14 protein-coding genes are annotated in these 18,114 nt (G+C 68.1%); 9 read left to right on the plus strand and 5 right to left on the minus strand.

Annotation, left to right across the window (positions count from 1 at the left end; translation table 11 throughout):
* The first annotated feature begins 18 nt into the window (after window positions 1–18).
* Window positions 19–456 (plus strand): paraquat-inducible protein A, encoded by a 438-nt coding sequence (locus B5V46_RS09980; protein WP_196774393.1) that lies wholly within the window; start codon window positions 19–21, stop codon window positions 454–456.
* Window positions 457–496: 40 nt separating this feature from the next.
* Here the strand turns inward: B5V46_RS09980 and metH are convergent, their stop codons facing one another.
* From metH to B5V46_RS09995, 3 genes are all read right to left on the minus strand, one after another.
* A complete protein-coding gene (metH, locus tag B5V46_RS09985; protein ID WP_080616466.1) occupies window positions 497–4,258 on the minus strand; it encodes a methionine synthase in 3,762 nt (1,253 codons plus the stop codon).
* Window positions 4,259–4,910: 652 nt separating this feature from the next.
* On the minus strand, window positions 4,911–5,177 hold the full coding sequence (locus B5V46_RS09990; RefSeq protein ID WP_080616467.1) for a hypothetical protein: 267 nt from the start codon (window positions 5,175–5,177) through the stop codon (window positions 4,911–4,913).
* Window positions 5,167–7,977 carry a glutamine-synthetase adenylyltransferase gene (locus B5V46_RS09995; protein WP_080616468.1) on the minus strand — a complete coding sequence of 937 codons (2,811 nt, stop codon included), beginning with the start codon at window positions 7,975–7,977 and terminating at the stop codon, window positions 5,167–5,169. Before B5V46_RS09995 ends, B5V46_RS09990 begins: the two co-directional genes overlap by 11 nt.
* Before the next feature lie 104 nt (window positions 7,978–8,081).
* Here B5V46_RS09995 and B5V46_RS10000 point away from each other — a divergent pair, with 104 nt between their 5' ends.
* Together B5V46_RS10000 and B5V46_RS10005 are read left to right on the plus strand one after the other, a co-directional pair.
* On the plus strand, window positions 8,082–8,549 hold the full coding sequence (locus B5V46_RS10000; protein ID WP_080616469.1) for a YbaK/EbsC family protein: 468 nt from the start codon (window positions 8,082–8,084) through the stop codon (window positions 8,547–8,549).
* A 97-nt stretch (window positions 8,550–8,646) separates the two neighbouring features.
* Window positions 8,647–9,780: a carboxylate-amine ligase gene (locus B5V46_RS10005; protein WP_080616470.1), complete on the plus strand. Its 1,134-nt coding sequence runs from the start codon at window positions 8,647–8,649 to the stop codon at window positions 9,778–9,780.
* 72 nt (window positions 9,781–9,852) lie between these two features.
* Here B5V46_RS10005 and B5V46_RS10010 read toward each other — a convergent pair whose 3' ends face one another.
* Complete coding sequence (locus tag B5V46_RS10010; protein ID WP_196774231.1) at window positions 9,853–10,494, minus strand: VPLPA-CTERM sorting domain-containing protein; 642 nt, start codon at window positions 10,492–10,494, stop codon at window positions 9,853–9,855.
* Between the two features lie 154 nt (window positions 10,495–10,648).
* Here B5V46_RS10010 and B5V46_RS10015 point away from each other — a divergent pair, with 154 nt between their 5' ends.
* The 6 genes from B5V46_RS10015 to B5V46_RS10040 all read left to right on the plus strand — a co-directional run bounded on the left by B5V46_RS10015 (window position 10,649) and on the right by B5V46_RS10040 (window position 15,220).
* Window positions 10,649–11,794: an acyl-CoA dehydrogenase family protein gene (locus B5V46_RS10015; RefSeq protein ID WP_080616472.1), complete on the plus strand. Its 1,146-nt coding sequence runs from the start codon at window positions 10,649–10,651 to the stop codon at window positions 11,792–11,794.
* Window positions 11,791–12,837 carry an enoyl-CoA hydratase/isomerase family protein gene (locus B5V46_RS10020; RefSeq protein ID WP_080616473.1) on the plus strand — a complete coding sequence of 349 codons (1,047 nt, stop codon included), beginning with the start codon at window positions 11,791–11,793 and terminating at the stop codon, window positions 12,835–12,837. Before B5V46_RS10015 ends, B5V46_RS10020 begins: the two co-directional genes overlap by 4 nt.
* Window positions 12,834–13,706, plus strand: coding sequence for a 3-hydroxyisobutyrate dehydrogenase (gene mmsB / locus B5V46_RS10025; protein WP_080616474.1), 873 nt, complete (start codon window positions 12,834–12,836; stop codon window positions 13,704–13,706). The genes B5V46_RS10020 and mmsB overlap by 4 nt, the downstream gene beginning before the upstream one ends.
* Entirely contained in the window at window positions 13,703–14,362 is a 660-nt protein-coding gene (locus tag B5V46_RS10030; RefSeq protein WP_080616475.1) for a Crp/Fnr family transcriptional regulator, read from the plus strand. Before mmsB ends, B5V46_RS10030 begins: the two co-directional genes overlap by 4 nt.
* A gap of 166 nt (window positions 14,363–14,528) precedes the next feature.
* Window positions 14,529–14,732, plus strand: a complete 204-nt coding sequence (locus B5V46_RS10035; protein ID WP_080616476.1) for a DUF2892 domain-containing protein — start codon at window positions 14,529–14,531, stop codon at window positions 14,730–14,732.
* Window positions 14,733–14,881: 149 nt separating this feature from the next.
* Window positions 14,882–15,220, plus strand: coding sequence for a hypothetical protein (locus B5V46_RS10040; protein WP_080616477.1), 339 nt, complete (start codon window positions 14,882–14,884; stop codon window positions 15,218–15,220).
* A 33-nt stretch (window positions 15,221–15,253) separates the two neighbouring features.
* Here B5V46_RS10040 and uvrA read toward each other — a convergent pair whose 3' ends face one another.
* Window positions 15,254–18,112 (minus strand): excinuclease ABC subunit UvrA, encoded by a 2,859-nt coding sequence (gene uvrA, locus B5V46_RS10045; RefSeq protein WP_080616478.1) that lies wholly within the window; start codon window positions 18,110–18,112, stop codon window positions 15,254–15,256.
* Window positions 18,113–18,114: the final 2 nt, after the last annotated feature.

Genomic DNA, 18,114 nt, shown 5'->3' on the forward strand with positions numbered 1-18,114 from the left:
ACGGCCGTGACCCTGCGCCTGCTGCGCCTCGCCAATCTGGCGCTGCTGGTCCTGTTCCCCATCGCCTGGGCGGCGCCCTTGCTGCGCGCGGGGCTGTTGCCACTGTTCGGACTGTCGGAGATCTCGGTGCTGTCGGGGCTCGCCTCGCTCTGGCAGACCGACATCCTGCTGGCGCTGCTGGTGACGCTTCTGGCGCTGGTCGCGCCCTATGCCAAGACCGTGGGGCTGGCGCTGATCCAGTACGATCTGGCCTCGCCACGGCTGCTGCCCGCGATCCATGTCATGGGCAAGCTCGCCATGGCCGATGTGTTCCTGATCGCGATCTATGTGGTGGTGGTCAAGGGTATCGGCATGGGCCGGGTCGAGACCGCCTGGGGGCTTTACCTCTTCACCTTCTGCGTGCTGGCCTCGCTGGCGCTGTCGAGCCTGACGGCCCGGGCCCTGAAACGGGGCTGAGCGCCCGGCGAGATCCGCCGGGCGCGTAGAGCGCGTGGCTTCAGGCTGCCGCCGCGTCGCCGCCCCTGCCGGGGGTGTAATTCAGCACCGGTGCCAGATGGCGTTCGGCCTCGGAGAGCGCAATCCCCTTCCGCGCGGCATAATCGGCGACCTGGTCGGCCTCGACCTTGCCGATCCCGAAATAATAGCTGTCGGGATGGGCGAAATAGAGCCCCGAGACCGACGAGCCCGGCCACATCGCCATGCTCTCGGTCAGCCGGATGCCGACCGCGCGCTCGGCATCGAGCAGCCGGAACAGCGTCACCTTCTCGGTATGGTCGGGCTGGGCCGGATAGCCCGGCGCGGGCCGGATGCCCTTGTAGGGCTCTGCGATCAGCTCTTCGGGGCTGAAGGCCTCGTCGGGCGCATAGCCCCAGAGCGTCCGGCGCACTTCCGAATGCATCCGTTCGGCGAAGGCCTCGGCGATGCGGTCGGCAAGCGCCTTGACCATGATCGCACTATAGTCGTCATGTTCGGCCGCCATGCGCTCGGCGATGGCGACCTCCTCGGGGCCCGCGGTCACCGCAAAACCGCCCAGATAGTCGGGCGCGACGCCTTCGGGGGCCACGAAATCCGACAGCGCGGCATTGGCCACGCCCGGCCGCTTGGCGGTCTGCTGGCGCAGCGTATGGAAAGTCGCAAGCGTCCCGGTCCGGTCCTCGCCGGTGTAAAGCCGGACATCGTCGCCCACCGCATTGGCAGGCCAGAAGCCCACCACGCCCTTCGGCGCGAACCACGCGCCCTGCACGATCCGGTCGAGCATCCGCCGCGCATCGTCGTAAAGCGTGCGCGCCGCCTCGCCCTTCTTCTCGTCCTCGAGAATGCGCGGAAACACCCCCCGCATGTCCCAGGCATGAAAGAACGGCGTCCAGTCGATATGCGCGGCCAGATCCGACAGATCCCAGCGGTCATAGACCCTGGTGCCGAGGAAGGAGGGCCTGACCGGGGCATGGGCCGTCCAGTCGATCGGCACCGGATTGGCGCGGGCCGCAGCCAGCGGCAGACGCTTCTTGGCGGCCTCGCCACGGGCATGCTTTTCGGCGATCTCGCGATATTCCTCGCGGATGCCCTCGACATAGCCCGCCCTTTGGTTGTCGCTCAGGAGCGACGAGACCACGCCCACCGCGCGGCTGGCATCGGTGACATAGACCGCCTGCCCCCGGCTGTAATGCGGCGCGATCTTCACCGCCGTATGCACCTTGCTGGTGGTCGCCCCCCCGATCAGCAGCGGAATGTCGAAGCCCTGACGCTCCATCTCCGAGGCCATATGCACCATCTCGTCGAGCGAGGGCGTGATCAGCCCCGACAGGCCGATGATGTCGACCTCGTGCTCCTTCGCGGCGGCGATGATCTTCTCGGGCGGGACCATCACCCCCAGATCGACGATCTCGTAATTGTTGCAGGCCAGAACGACGCCGACGATGTTCTTGCCGATGTCATGGACGTCGCCCTTGACGGTGGCCATCAGGACCTTGCCCGCAGCCTCGCGGCGGCCATCCTTCTCGGCCTCCATATGGGGCAGCAGCACGGCCACGGCCTGCTTCATCACGCGCGCCGATTTCACCACCTGCGGCAGGAACATCTTGCCCGCGCCGAAGAGGTCTCCGACCACGTTCATCCCCGCCATCAGCGGGCCCTCGATGACATGCAGTGGTCGCTCGGCGGCCAGCCGGGCTTCCTCGGTATCGGCCTCGATGAATTCGGTGATGCCGTTGACCAGCGCATGTTCCAGCCGTTTCCCGACCGGCAGCTCGCGCCAGGACATGTCCTTCTCGCGGGTCTTGCCGCCGCCCTGCCCGCGATATTTCTCGGCCAGCTCCAGCATCCGCTCGGTGGCATTGGCGTTGCGGTTCAGAACCACATCCTCGCAGGCCTCGCGCAGCTCGGGGTCGATCTGGTCATAGACTGCCAGCTGCCCGGCATTGACGATGCCCATATCCATGCCGGCCTGGATGGCGTGGTACAGGAAGACCGCATGCATCGCCTCGCGCACCGGCTCGTTGCCGCGGAAGCTGAAGGACAGGTTCGAGACACCGCCCGAGACATGGACATGCGGGCAATCGGCCGTGATCCGGCGGGTGGCCTCGATGAAATCGACGCCGTAATTGTCATGCTCCTCGATGCCGGTCGCGACGGCGAAGACATTGGGGTCGAAGATGATGTCCTCGGGCGGGAAGCCGACCTCCTCGGTCAGAAGCTTGTAGGCACGCCGGCAGATCTCGACCTTGCGGTCCTCGGTATCGGCCTGGCCCTGCTCGTCGAAGGCCATCACGATCACCGCCGCGCCATAGGCCCGGCACAGCCGCGCATGATGCAGGAAGGCCTCCTCGCCCTCCTTCATCGAGATCGAGTTGACCACGGGCTTGCCCTGCACGCATTTCAGGCCGGCCTCGATCACCTCCCATTTCGAGCTGTCGATCATCACCGGAACGCGGGCGATATCGGGCTCGGCGGCGACGAGGTTCAGGAAATCGATCATCGCCTGTTTCGAATCGATCAGCCCCTCATCCATGTTCACGTCGATGATCTGGGCGCCGTTCTCGACCTGATCGCGCGCCACATCCAGGGCGGTCGCGTAATCCTGCTCCTTGATCAGCTTGCGGAAGCGGGCCGAGCCGGTGACGTTCGTCCGCTCGCCCACATTCACGAAGGGGATATCGTCGGTCAGGGTGAAGGGCTCGAGCCCCGACAGCCGCAAATGACGCGCGGGCCTGGGCAGGCTGCGGGGGGCATGCCCCTTCACCGCCTGTGCCACGGCCGCGATATGATCGTAGGTCGAGCCGCAGCAGCCGCCGACCACGTTGACCAGCCCGTCCTCTGCGAAGCCCGCGACCAGCGCCGCCATCTCGTCCGGGGTCTGGTCGTATTCGCCCATCTCGTTGGGAAGCCCCGCATTGGGATAGGCACAGATCAGGGTATCGGCCACGGCCGAAAGCTCGGCCAGATGCGGGCGCATCGCATCGGCCCCCAGCGCGCAGTTCAGCCCGATGGTCAGCGGGTTCGCGTGACGGACCGAATGCCAGAAGGCCGTGGGCGTCTGCCCCGAGAGCGTGCGCCCCGACAGGTCGGTGATGGTGCCCGAGATCATCACCGGCAGGCGCAGGCCGGTCTCGGTGAACACCTCCTCGCAGGCGAAGATCGCGGCCTTGGCGTTCAACGTGTCGAAGATCGTCTCGATCAGCACCAGATCGGTGCCGCCCGCGATCAGCCCGCGCAGCTGCTGGGCATAGGCGATCCGCAGATCGTCGAAGCTGACGGCCCGGTATCCGGGGTCGTTCACATCGGGGCTGATCGAGGCGGTGCGGTTGGTCGGCCCCAGCGCGCCCGCGACGAAGCGGTGCCGCCCGTCCTCGGCCTCGGCCCGGTCCATGGCCTTGCGCGCCAGCCGCGCGCCCGCCTCGTTCAGCGCGAAGACCTTGTCTTCCAGACCGTAATCGGCCTGGGCGATGGTGGTCGAGGAAAAGGTGTTGGTCTCGACCAGATCCGCGCCCGCGAGGGCATAGCGGTAATGGATCTCCTCGATCACATCCGGATTGGTGAGATTGAGGAGGTCGTTATTGCCCTTCTGCGGCTTGTCGCCATGCAGATGGCATCCGCAACCCGCCCCATGGCCGGTGAAATCCTCCTCGCTCAGGCCGAGCTTCTGGATCTGCGTGCCCATCGCCCCGTCAAGGACCAGAACCCGGTCACGCGCAGCCGCACGAAGGGTGTCGAAGACGGGCGAGAGGGCGAGGCGGGCGGGGCGGGGTACGGTATGGGTCATGGGCGGCAGGTAGCGCCTTCTGCGAGACAAGTCCAATTCATGTTTGTCACCATTGTTATGAGTCTGCCTCACATTCCTATGGCGTTGCCCGACCGCGCCCATCCCCGGGCGGGTGCAGGAAAAATCCGACCCGGATCATGCCCCCTGCACCGGAAGCGTATCGGGGCGCCCGGCCGGTCAGAAAGAACCCGCGGCAGGCCGCGGTGGACCCGGTCGGCCCCCTCCCTCCTCTCGCGGTCCGTGGTCCCGACGACGCAACAGCGCGCAGGAACCCGACTTGCCCCGGGCACATGGCAAGTCGACGCCCGCAATCCATTCCGACCGGGCTGCATCGGGTTGGCCCGTTCAACAGCCCGCAAGAAAGGCAGCTCCCCCGGGGCGGAGTGTGTCGCGGATCATGCGCAAAGGCTTCGGAATGGCCGCTGCAACGCGGGCGGGTCACCGGCCAGACGGGCAACCGAAGACGACGGGGCGTTTCGCGGCACTGATCGACGAACGCCGACCAGCCCTGCCCGCAGGATGGCCCGGGTCGGGGACATCCGGCGGCGGGCCCGATGTTCCGAAAGCGGCCCGGCGCCCTTCCCGGCCCGAACCGCCCGGCCCGGCAGGTCACATTGCGGGGATCAGAGCCGGGAGGCGCCGTCCCGGGGGGTCAGCTTCGTCTGCCGCGCGCCCCGCCGCGCCGCCGCGCCCGCGGCCCCGTCTCCAGCCCTGCCCGGAGCACAGCCGTCATCGGGTGATCGGGCGCGGCGGCTGCATGTTCGGCCAGCAGCCGCCGCAGCGCGCGCTGGGGGTCGACGCCCTCGGGCAACCCGATCGCCCAGTCGAGAAAGATCGACCGGCATTCGGGCGCACCGATGCCCTCGATCCGGTAGGATTCGCGGATTACGCCACGCGGGTCCGCCAGCTCAATCCGCATCCGCCTTCTCCTCCTCGGCCGGGCTGCGCGCAATCACCGCCTCGATGGCCTTGGCCGCCGCCGCCCGCTGAATCTCCAGCAGGTCCTGAAGCGAGGCCACATCCGCCGCACCGGTGCCGCGCAGCAGGAAGGCCTGCCCGCTTTCGCCAAGCCGCGCCGGGTCGAGCGGCGAGTCCGAGATCAGCTTGGCCGCGCCCTGGATCCGGCGCTGCAGCCGGTAGGACGCGCCCAGCGCCGCAGCCTCGTCCTGCCGCAACCAGCCCGCATCGACCCCGGCCGCCATCTGCTCGGCAACCGCGGTCGCGGGGCTGGCCGCGATCAGCGCCGCGGCCGTCGCGATCAGTTCGATATCCTGCCCCCTGCCCGGCCCCTGCTTGCCGTCCCAGGTCGATTTCGCGGGCTTGGCCCCGGCCAACCGCCGCCGCATGTCGACAATGCCCGCAACCGTGCGCGCCACATCCGCCTTGTCGGCAAACAGTGCGCGCCGGAACGCCTCGACCTCGGCGCCCAGCGCCGCCTCGCCCGCGACCGGACGCGCCCGGGTCAGCGCCAGATGCTCCCAGGTCCAGGCTTCGTCGCGCTGATAGTTCCGGAAGCTCTGCAGAGAGGTCGCGACCGGCCCCTGATTGCCCGAGGGCCTAAGCCGCATGTCGACCTCGTAAAGCCGGCCCTCGGCCATCGGCGCGGTCAGCGCCGTCACCAGCGCCTGGGTGAGCTTGGCGTAATAGGCGCGTGAGGCCAGCGGCCGGCGACCGTCCGAGGCCTCGACCCCGTCGGCATCGTAGATCACGATCAGGTCGAGATCCGAGCGCGCGCTCAGCGCCCCGGCCCCGAGCGAGCCCATGCCCAGCACCACGGCGCCCTTGCCGGGCGGCGCGCCATGCTTGGCCGCGAATTGCGCCACGACGCGGGGCCAGAGTGCTGCCAGCACCGCCTCGGCCAGATCGGCATATTCCGCGCCTGCGGTCTTGGCATCGATCAGCCCGCGCAGGAAATGCACCCCGATCCGGAAATGCCATTCGCGTGCCCAGGCCCGCGCGGCGTCGAGCTGGGCCTCGTAATCGCCGAGCGCCCCGAGCCGGTCGTCCAGCGCATCCGTCAGCGCCGCCCGCCCCGGCCAGTCCTCGAAGAAGCTGCCGCCGATCACCGCGTCGAGCACCCGGGCATTGCGCGAGAGATACTGCGCCAGTTCGGGCGAGACGCTGGTGATGTCGATCAGCAGGTCGATCAGATGCGGATTGGCCTCGAACAGCGAGAAAAGCTGCACCCCGGCGGGCAGACCGGCCAGGAAGCCGTCGAAGGCCGCGAAGGCCTCGTCGGGGCGCGGCGCCTTGGTCAGCCGCGAGAAGAGATCGGGCTTGAGCCGGTTGAAGATCTCCTGCGCGCGGGTCGTGCGCAGGCAGGGATAGCGCGGCCAGCGCTCGACGATCTCGGCCGCGGTCTTCGGGATCTCGGGCAGGTCCTCGGCGGGCTTGCCGGGGGCGAAGAAGCCTTCGGTCAGCCCCGCCACCCGGCGCAGCCGCGCGGCCAGCGCGTCGCGCCAGGGACCGGCCTCGGGCGCCCCGCAGAAATGCGCGATCCGGACGATGCCTTCGGCCGAATTGGGCAGAAGATGGGTCTGGGCGTCATTGACCATCTGCAGCCGGTGCTCGACCTCGCGATGGGCCTGGTAATCGGCGGTCAGGGTCTCGGCCACCTCATCGGGCACCCAGCCCTTGGCCGCCAGCCGCGTCAGCCCCTCGACCGTGCCCCGCACCCGCAGCTCGGGGTCGCGGCCGCCCGCGATGATCTGCCGGGTCTGGGTGAAGAACTCGATCTCGCGGATGCCGCCCTGCCCCAGTTTCATGTCATGGCCTTCCAGCACCAGCCCGCCATGCAGACCCTTGTGGCTGCGAATTCTCAGCCGCATGTCATGGGCGTCCTGGATCGCCGCGAAATCGAGATGCTTGCGCCAGACGAAGGGCCGCAGCCGGTCGAGATAGGCCCAGCCCGCCTCGATGTCGCCCGCGCAGGGCCGCGCCTTGATATGGGCCGCGCGCTCCCAGGTCCGCCCGAGGCTTTCGTAATAGCGCTCGGCCGCCTCCATCGACATGCAGACCGGCGTGACCGAGGCATCGGGCCTGAGCCTCAGATCGGTGCGGAAGACATAGCCCTCGCCGGTGGCCTCGGACAGGATCGCGGTCATCCGCCGGGTGATCTTGACGAAGGCGCTGCGGGCCTCGTGGAAATCGGCCGGGTCGAACCGGTCCTGGTCGAACAGGCAGATCAGGTCGATATCCGAGGAATAGTTCAGCTCATGCGCGCCCTGCTTGCCCATGGCCAGCGCCACCATGCCGCCCGCGGTGTCGGCATCGGCCTCGCTCAGACCCGGCAGCCTGCCCCGCGCGATCTCGGCCGCGACCAGGCGCCGGATCGTCACATCGACGCAGAGATCGGCGAAATCGGTCAGCGCGCCGGTCACCGCCTCGAGCGGCCAAAGCCCGCCCAGATCGGCCAGCGCGATCAGGAGCGCGGCGCGCCGCTTGGCCTGACGCAGCCCGGGCTTGAGCGCCTCGAGCGACAGCCCCCGGACCTCGTCCATCAGCGCCGCGAAGACCGGCTCCGGCGCACCGGCCAGCAGATCCTCCAGCCAGTCGGCCTCGCGCGTCATCAGCCCCCAGAGATAGGGACTGCAGCCCGCCGTGCCCTCCAGCAGGGCGCGGATCTCGGGCGGCTGGGCGGCGAAACGGTCGGCCGCCTCGGCGGCGCGGTCGGGCTCATGCGCAAGGGGCGCGCGGGTCAGGCGGGATGCGAAGCTCATGGCCGAGTGATGCCGCGCGCGCGCGCGGCGGTCAACGGGGCTTGCGGCCACCCCGCCCCGGGCCGATAGTCCGCGCCGCGAAACGCCGCAAAACGGAGGCAGAGATGAGCAAAAGCCTGAAACGGGTCCGTGCGGCTCTGGAGGCCGCCGGGATCACCCCCGACATCCGCGAGCTGGGCCAGACCCGCACCGCCCGGGAGGCCGCAGAGGCCGTGGGCTGCGAACTCGACCAGATCGCGAAGTCGATCATCTTCCGGGGCGAAGACAGCGGCATGGCGATCCTGTTCCTGACCGCCGGCGGCAACCGCGTCTCGGACGAGAAGGCCTCGGCACTGGCGGGCGAGCCTCTCGGCAAGGCCGATGCCGCGCTGATCCGGGTCCAGACCGGCTTTGCCATCGGCGGCGTCGCGCCGGTCGGCCATCTGAGCCCGATCCGGACCTTTCTCGATCCTCGCCTCCTGGAATTCGGCACGGTCTGGGCGGCGGCGGGAACGCCCCGCCATGTCTTCCCTCTGGATCCGCATACCCTGCCCGCCCTGACCGGCGCCGTCACGGCCGATTTCACGCAGTGACCGTCGCCTTCCGGCCCCCGTCTGCCGCGCGCGATCTTGCGGGCGCGGTCGTTTCCTGCTGACATTCCCCGGACAGATCGGCGCCAGGGAGGGGACCATGTGCGCAAGCGAGCCCGACTTCACCCTCGGCATCGAAGAGGAATACCTGCTGGTCGAGCGCGAGACCTGCGCGCTGGCGCAGGCGCCCAAGGAGCTGATGGAGGCCTGCGCCGCCGATCTCGGCGATCAGGTGATGCCGGAATTCCTGCAATGCCAGATCGAGGTCGGCACCCGGGTCTGCCGGAGCGTCCCCGAAGCGCGGGAGGAGCTCAGGCACCTGCGCGCGACGGTGGCGCATCATGCCGCGCGCTTCGGACTGGCGCCGATCGCGGCCTCCTGCCACCCCTCGGCCGACTGGCTCGACCAGCACCATACCGACAAGGACCGCTACAACGATCTCGACCGGGCGCTGGCGGCGGTGGCGCGGCGGATGCTGATCTGCGGCATGCATGTGCATGTGGGCATCCCCGATCCCGACCAGCGCATCGACCTGATGGCGCAGTTTTCCTATTTCCTGCCGCATCTGCTGGCGATGTCGACCTCGTCGCCGTTCTGGAAAGGGGTCGATACCGGGCTGGCCTCCTACCGGCTGACCGTGTTCGACAACCTGCCCCGGACCGGGCTGCCGCCGCGCTTCGAAAGCTGGTCCGAATATGACCGCTCGGTCGGCACGCTGATCCGGCTGGGGCTGATCGAGGATGCCACCAAGATCTGGTGGGATCTGCGGCCCTCGGCCCGCTTCCCGACGCTCGAGACCCGGATCTGCGACATGAGCCCGCGGCTCGATCACACGCTGTCGCTGGCGGCGCTGATCCAGTGCACGCTCCGGATGCTGTGGCGGCTTGCGGGCGAGAACCTGCGCTGGCGGGTCTATGAACGCTTTCTGGTGGGCGAGAACCGCTGGCGGGCGCAGCGCTATGGCGTCTCCGAGGGGCTGGTCGATTTCGGCCGCAAGGAACTGGTGCCCTTCGCCGACCTGCTGGAAGAGCTGATCCAGCTCGTCGAGAGCGATGCCGCCGTGCTGGGCTGTCTCGACGAGGTCACTGCCGCGCGCGATGTCATCGCCCATGGCACCAGCGCCGAACGGCAACGCAAGGCCCATGCCGCGGCGCTGGCGGCGGGCGCCGACCGCGAAGAGGCGATGCGGGCCGTGGTGCGGCTTCTGATCGACGAATTCGGCGCCGATCTCTGAGCGCGGCTCCTGAAATGCAACACGGGCGCCCCGGAAGGCGCCCGCCTGCTGAGCCCATCATTTCCTGGTCTGTCAGCCGCGCGTCCTGCGACGCAGCGCAGCGAACCCGGCCAGCCCGGCCAGCAACAGACCGCCCGCCGCCGGAAGCGGCACCGGCGCCGGCTCGGGCTGCAGTTCGGGCACGGTGCCGAACATCTTGGACGACCCGTTGCCGCTGCACTGCGCCGGACCCGGATTGGCGCAGGGTCCGACCGTCTGGCCGCGCACCGCGAAGCTCTGGCCGATGAAATCGGTCACGTCGAGATCGGCGCCATAGACGAGGAAGCTGAAGGCGTTGTAGAAATCCCCGCTGGACCCGACCGCGCCGATGGCGATGCCGATATCGAACTCGGCCCCGATATTGCCGGCCTGGGCATTCTTGGTGTCAGTGGCGAAGCCGAGCGTCGGGCCAAGGTCGGTCCATTCGATCGAGTCGACCGATCCGTCACCGCCGAGATCGAAATAGACCGCCGCGATGTCGCCCTGGTTGCCCGCATCGCTCACCAGAAAGCTCATCTTGACGCCGCCCGCCACGTCTTCCAGCGTGACGGCGGTCTTCATCGGGTCGCTGCCGCGCTGATCGTCAAGATCGAAGCTGATCGTGGCGGCAGACCCGGCCGAGGCGGCTGCAATCAATCCGGCAGCGGCGGCGGAGATCAGGAAAAGCCTTTTCAAGGGAAACCCCATTTAAAATGATTCTATATTCTATTTTTAATTTGGTCGCGAATTTGACGCAAAGGAAATCTCTGTCGCGGACGCTTGCATGCCCCCCGCCCCGGCCGTTAACTAAACGGGCGTTCATTTCTTTCGCGACGGGGGAGCAGCGATCATGGATTTTGCGCTAAGCGAGGAACAGACGGCGGTCTTCGATCTGGCCCGCGAGTTCGCCAGGGACCATATCGCGCCCCATGCCCGAAGCTGGGAGGCCGAGGGCACGATCCCGAAAACGCTCTGGCCCGAGCTGGGCGCGCTGGGCTTCGGCGGGCTCTATGTGCGCGAAAGCTCGGGCGGGTCGGGCCTCTCGCGGCTTGACGCGACGCTGGTCTTCGAGGCGCTCAGCATGGCCTGCCCCTCGGTCGCGGCCTTCCTGTCGATCCACAACATGTGCGCGAAGATGATCGACGCCTTCGGCTCGGACGAGATGCGCGCACGGGTTCTGCCAGACGCGCTGTCGATGCAAACGGTACTGTCCTACTGCCTGACCGAGCCGGGCTCGGGCTCTGATGCGGCCGCGCTGAAGACCCGCGCGGTGCGGGGCGCCGAGGGCTGGGCACTGAGCGGCACCAAGGCCTTCATCTCGGGCGGCGGTTATTCCGACGCCTATGTCGTCATGGCCCGCACCGGCGCGGCCGGGCCGAAGGGCATCTCGGCCTTTCTGGTCGAGGACGGGCGGCCCGGCCTGTCCTTCGGCGGGCTCGAGGACAAGATGGGCTGGCGCGCCCAGCCGACCCGGCAGGTCCAGTTCGACAATTGCGCCATTCCCGCCGGGAACCTGCTGGGCGAAGAGGGCAAGGGTTTTCGCTATGCCATGGCCGGGCTCGACGGCGGGCGGCTGAACATCGCGGCCTGTTCGCTGGGGGCGGCGCAGGCCGCCCTTGACGCGACGCTGTCCTATATGGGCGAACGCCAGGCCTTCGGGCAAAGCCTCGACCGGTTCCAGGCGCTGCAGTTCCGCCTGGCCGACATGGAGATCGCGTTGCAGGCCGCACGCAGCTTCCTGCGCCAGGCAGCCTGGAAGCTCGACCAGGGCGCGCCCGATGCCACCAGCTTCTGCGCCATGGCCAAGGCCTTCGTGACCGAGGCCGGCTCGAAGGTCGCCGATACCTGTCTGCAGCTTCATGGCGGCTACGGCTATCTGGCCGATTACGGCATCGAGAAGATCGTGCGCGACCTCCGCGTTCACCAGATCCTCGAGGGCACCAACGAGATCATGCGGCTGATCGTGGCCCGCCAGCTTCTGGAGGCACGCGGATGAGCGATATCCGGATCCGCAAGCAGGGCCGGATCGGCCATATCACCCTGACCCGTCCCAAGGCGCTGAACGCGCTGAGCTACGAGATGTCTCTGGCGATCGAGGCCGCGCTCGATGCCTGGGCGCCCGATCCCGAGATCCGGATGATCCTGATCGATGCCGAGGGCAACAAGGCCTTCTGCGCGGGCGGCGACATCGCGGTGATGTACGAGACCGGCACCAGCGGCGATTATGCCTATGGCCAGAAATTCTGGCGCGACGAATACCGGATGAATGCCAAGCTCTTCGAATTCCCCAAGCCCGTCGTCAGCCTGATGCAGGGCTTCGTGATGGGCGGGGGCGTCGGCATCGGCTGTCACGGCTCGCACCGGGTGGTGGGCGAAAGCGCGCAGGTGGCGATGCCCGAATGCGGGATCGGGCTCGTGCCCGATGTCGGCGGTTCGCTGATCCTGGCCCGCGCGCCGGGGCGGATGGGCGAATATCTGGGCGTGACCGGCCGCCGGATGGGCCCGGCCGATGCGATACATGCAGGCTTTGCCGATTATTTCGTGCCCGAAACCACTTGGCCCGCGCTGCGCGACGAGCTGATCGCAACCGGCGACTGGGAGGCCGTCGACCGCGCGGCCCGGACCCCGCCGCCGGGCGAGCTGGCCGCGCTGCAGCCCCGGATCGACGCGCTTTTTGCGGGCGAGCGCCTTCTCGACATCGTCAACGCGCTGAGCGCCGATGGTTCTGCCTTCGCGCTGTCGGCCCTGAAGGTGATGGAGCGCAACAGCCCGCTGGCCATGGCCTGCGCCATCGAGATGCAGCACCGGCTGAAGGGCTCGGACGACATCCGCCGGGCGCTGGCGCTGGAATACCGCTTCACCTACCGCGCGCCGGAACATTCCGACTTTCTCGAAGGCATCCGCGCGGCCATCATCGACAAGGACCGCAAGCCGCGCTGGAAACACCAGGGGCTCGATGCGGTGCCCGGCGCCGATGTGGCGCGGATGCTGATGCCGCTGGGCGAATACGGGCTGAAACTGGAGGAGGAACTGCAATGAAGATCGGCTTCATCGGGCTCGGGAACATGGGGGCGCCGATGGCGGCGAACCTCGTGCAGGCGGACCATGAGGTGACCGGCTACGACCCGGCCGCCCCCTGCCCCGACGGCGTGACGATGGCCGACAGCAGCGTCGCCGCCGCCCAGGGCCGCGAGGTGGTCATCACCATGCTGCCGAACGGCGAGATCCTGCGCGCGGTCGCGGCCGAGATCCTGCCCGCGATGGCAAAGGGCGCGGTGCTTCTCGACTGCTCGACCGTCGATGTCGACAGCGCCCGCAGCGTCGCGGCCGAGGCCCAGGCGGCCGGCATCCTTGCGGTGGACGCGCCGGTCTCGGGCGGCGTCGGCGGCGCGTCGGCGGGCACCCTGACCTTCATGGCGGGCGGCAGCGACGCGGCCTTCGCGACAGTCCGGCCGCTGTTCGACATCATGGGCCAGAAGGCCGTCCATTGCGGGCCCTCGGGCAACGGGCAGGCCGCCAAGATCTGCAACAACATGATCCTCGGCGTCACCATGATCGCCACCTGCGAGGCCTTCGCGCTGGCCGACAAGCTGGGGCTGGCACGCGACAAGATGTTCGATGTGGTCTCGACCTCATCGGGCTACAGTTGGTCCATGAATGCCTATTGCCCCGCCCCCGGCATCGGCCCGGCCAGCCCCGCCGACAATGGCTACAAGCCCGGCTTTGCCGCCAACCTGATGCTGAAGGACCTGCGCCTGTCGCAGCAGGCCGCCGAAACCGCCGATGCCGACACGCCGATGGGCGCGCGCGCGGCCGAGCTTTACGCCACATTCGTCGAACAGGAAGACGGCTCGGGTCTCGACTTCTCGGCGATGCTGCCCCGCTTCGAGAAACGCGGCCGCGGATGAGCTGGCTTGCGCGCGCCGAGGGTCTTGCGGGCCTCGAGCCGGGGATCGCCGCCCGGCTGGGGACGCTGCCGGTCAGCCCGCTGCCGAAAGGCAAGGTGCTGTTCTGTCCCGGCGAGGCGGCGCGCGGCTTCACCATCCTTCTCACGGGCCGGGTCGAGGTCTTCCTGATCGGCCCGACGGGGCGCGAGATCCTGCTTTACGCGATCGAACCCGGACAGTCCTGCGTGCAGTCGACACTGGGGCTGCTGGGCGGCGAGGACTATACCGGCGAGGCGGTCGCGGCCACCGATTGCGAGGCGGTGCTGGTCCCCAAAGAGACCTTCCTTGCGCTGATGGATGACAGCCCGGTCTTTCGCCGCTTCGTCTTCGGCGCCTTCGCGCAGCGGCTGCAATCGGTGATGGCGCTGCTGGAACGGGTGGCCTTCCAGAAGGTCGAAAGCCGCCTTGCCGCCGATCTTCTGGACCGCGCGACCGATGGCGCCGTCCATGCCACCCATCAGGAGATCGCGACCCGGATCGGCACCGCCCGAGAGGTGGTCTCGCGCCGGCTCGACGCGCTGTCCCGGGCGGGGATGGTGCGGCTCGACCGCGGCTGCGTGACGATCGAGGATGCCTCGGGGCTGGCCCGGATCGCCGGGGCCGACGGGGTCAGGTGACACCGCACGGGGCTGCAGCCCGGCAATGCAACCTAGTGATGCAGCTCCGTGACAAGGCCCCATGACAGGATCCGGTGACACAGTCACAGACGCGCGGACCGGGCGCGCGCATACTGGGTCCATAGCGTCCGGAACGGCCGGACGGCATCCATCGGAGGACCCATCCATGACCACCCAATCCCTGCTTGCGAAAAATGTCGGCGGCCTCGACCGTGCCCTGCGCATCATCATCGGCGCGCTGATGGTGATCGCCGCCCTGGTCGGCTACAGCAACTGGCTGCTGATCGGCATCGTGCCCCTTGCGACCGGGCTGATGTCGAGCTGCCCGCTCTACTCGCTGATCGGGGTGAACACCTGCAAGAAGGACTGACAGGCCCGAACCATGCGGGGCGCGCGCGGCTGCGGCCGCGCGCCGCCGCTTCGCAAGACATCGGCGGAGCGGCGCCGAGGCCGGTTGCGGTGCCTGAACCTTCCGGCCGCCCCGGGCGTTTCCCTCCGAACCTGAAGCGGAGATCCTCGATGCGTCCGATCCTTCTGGCGGCCCTGACCGCCCTTGCGCCCGCCCTTGCTCCTGACCTTGGCCTTGCCGCGCCGCCCCATTGCCCGCCGGGCCTCGCCAAGAAAAGCCCCGCCTGCATGCCGCCCGGTCAGGCCCGCAAGGGCGACGGGTTCGGTCACGGCATCGCGGCAGGAGACCGGATCGACGGCCGCTACCGGCATCTCGACGACCCGCGCCGCTACCGGCTCGACCCGCGCGGCAGCTATTACCTGCGCGACGACGGCTGGGTGGTCCGGGTCGATCCCGAGACCCGCAAAGTGCTGGACCTGATCGGCGCGATCGACGCCCTCGTCAACTGAGCGCCCCCGTGCCGCCTGCCGCGCCGAGACCGGCTATTCGGCCGCGACCCGGCGCGGCTTCAGCATGTCCTTGAGATAGCGCCCGGTATGGCTGGCCTCGCAGGCCGCCACCTCTTCGGGCGTGCCCTCGGCCACGATCCGGCCACCGCCATCGCCGCCCTCGGGGCCGATATCAATGATCCAGTCGGCAGTCTTGATGACGTCGAGATTATGCTCGATCACCACGACCGTATTGCCCTGGTCGACCAGTTCGTGCAGCACCTCCAGAAGCTTCTTCACATCCTCGAAATGCAGCCCCGTGGTCGGCTCGTCGAGGATGTACAGCGTCCGACCGGTCGCGCGCTTGGACAGCTCCTTCGACAGCTTGACCCGCTGCGCCTCGCCGCCCGAGAGCGTCGTCGCCTGCTGGCCGACCTTTATATAGCCCAGCCCCACATGCATCAGCGCGTCCATCTTCTCGCGGATCGAGGGCACCGCCTTGAAGAAGGCCTGCGCATCCTCGACCGTCATGTCGAGGACATCGGCAATGCTCTTGTCCTTGAACCGGATCTCAAGGGTTTCCCGGTTATACCTTGCGCCATGACAGGTTTCGCAGGTCACATAGACGTCGGGCAGGAAGTGCATCTCGATCTTGATGACGCCGTCGCCCTGGCAGGCCTCGCAGCGCCCGCCCTTGACGTTGAAGCTGAAGCGCCCTGGTTTATAGCCGCGCGCCTTGGCCTCGGGCAGCCCGGCGAACCAGTCCCGGATTGGCGTGAAGGCGCCGGTATAGGTGGCGGGGTTTGAACGCGGCGTGCGCCCGATGGGCCTCTGGTCGATGTCGATGACCTTGTCGAGATGCTCGAGCCCCTTGATGGTCTCGCAGGGCGCGGGCGTCTGGCGTGCCCCGTTCAACCGCATGGACGCCGTCTTGAACAGGGTCTCGATGGTCAGGGTCGACTTGCCGCCGCCCGACACGCCCGTCACGCAGACGAACTTGCCCAGCGGAAACCGCGCGGTGACATCCTGCAGGTTGTTGCCCGTGGCCTTGACCACCGTCACCGCCTTGCCGTTGCCCGCCCGGCGCTCGGCCGGCACCGCGATCTCGCGCGTGCCCGACAGATACTGCCCGGTGACCGAGGCCGGATCGGCCGCGATCTCCTCGGGCGTGCCTTTCGCCACGATCCGGCCGCCATGCACGCCGGCCCCGGGACCGATATCCAGCACGTAATCCGCCTCGCGGATCGCCTCCTCGTCATGCTCGACCACCAGCACCGAATTGCCCTGGTCGCGCAGGTTCTTCAGCGTCGTCAGAAGCCGCCCGTTATCGCGCTGATGCAGCCCGATCGAGGGTTCGTCCAGCACGTAAAGCACCCCCGTCAGGCCCGAGCCGATCTGGCTGGCCAGCCGGATCCGCTGGCTTTCGCCACCCGACAGCGTGCCCGCATTGCGCGCCAGCGTCAGGTAATCGAGCCCGACATTGTTCAGGAAGCCCAGCCGCTCGCGGATCTCCTTGAGGATGGCGCGGGCGATCTCGTTCTTCTGCTTGCTCAGATGCCCGGGCGCGGTCTGCACCCAGGCATGGGCCTCGCGGATCGACATCTGGACCACCTGACCGATATGCAGCCCCGCGATCTTCACCGCCAGCGCCTCGGGGCGCAGCCGGTGGCCGCCGCAGCTCTGGCAGGGGCGGTTGTTCTGGTAATTCTCGAACTCCTCGCGGACCCAGGCGCTGTCGGTCTCGCGATAGCGGCGCTCCATGTTGGGGATCACCCCCTCGAAGGCCCGCGTCACCTGATAGACCCGCCCGCCCTCGTCATAGCGGAACTCGATTTCCTCCTCGCCCGAGCCGCGCAGGAAGACCTGCTGCACCTTCTTCGGCAGATCCTTCCAGGGCGTCGCCTTGTCGAACCCGTAATGCCGTGCGATGGCCTCGATGGTCTGGCGGAAATAAGGCGACTTGCCCTTGCGCCAGGGCGCGAGCGCGCCATCATAGACGGTCAGCGCCGCATCGGGCACCACCAGGCGTTCGTCGAAGAAAAGCTCGACCCCCAGACCGCCGCAATCGGGGCAGGCCCCGAACGGCGCGTTGAAGGAAAACAGCCGCGGCTCGATCTCGGGGATGGTGAAGCCCGAGACCGGACAGGCGAAATTCTCGGAAAAGACGATGCGCTCGGGATCGCCCTCCTTCGGCGCGGTCTCCATCACGGCAATGCCATCCGCCAGATCCAGCGCGGTGCGGAAACTGTCGGCCAGCCGGGTCTCGAGCCCCGCCTTCACCACGATCCGGTCGACCACCACGTCGATGTCATGGCGGAATTTCTTGTCCAGCGCGGGCGGTTCGTCCAGATCGTGGAACTGGCCGTCGACCTTGACCCGCTGGAAGCCCTGCTTGCGCAGCTCGACGAATTCCTTGCGATACTCGCCCTTGCGGTCGCGCACGATCGGGGCCAACAGATAGGCGCGCGTACCCTCCTCCATGGCCATGACCCGGTCGACCATGTCCTGCACCTGCTGCGCCTCGATCGGCAGGCCGGTGGCGGGGCTATAGGGCGTGCCCGCGCGCGCAAAGAGCAGCCGCATGTAGTCGTAGATCTCGGTGACGGTGCCGACGGTCGAGCGCGGGTTCTTCGAGGTCGTCTTCTGCTCGATCGAAATCGCGGGGCTCAGCCCGGCAATATGGTCGACATCGGGCTTTTCCATCATGTCGAGGAACTGGCGCGCATAGGCCGACAGGCTCTCGACATAGCGGCGCTGCCCTTCGGCATAGATCGTGTCGAAGGCAAGCGAGGACTTGCCCGAGCCGGACAGCCCGGTGATCACCACCAGCGCATCGCGCGGAATGTCGACATCGACATCCTTGAGATTGTGCTCGCGCGCGCCGCGCACCTCGATCCGTTTCAGCTCGGCCATCA

It is taken from the genome of Rhodovulum sp. MB263 (genome assembly GCF_002073975.1).
GTDB lineage: Bacteria > Pseudomonadota > Alphaproteobacteria > Rhodobacterales > Rhodobacteraceae > Rhodovulum.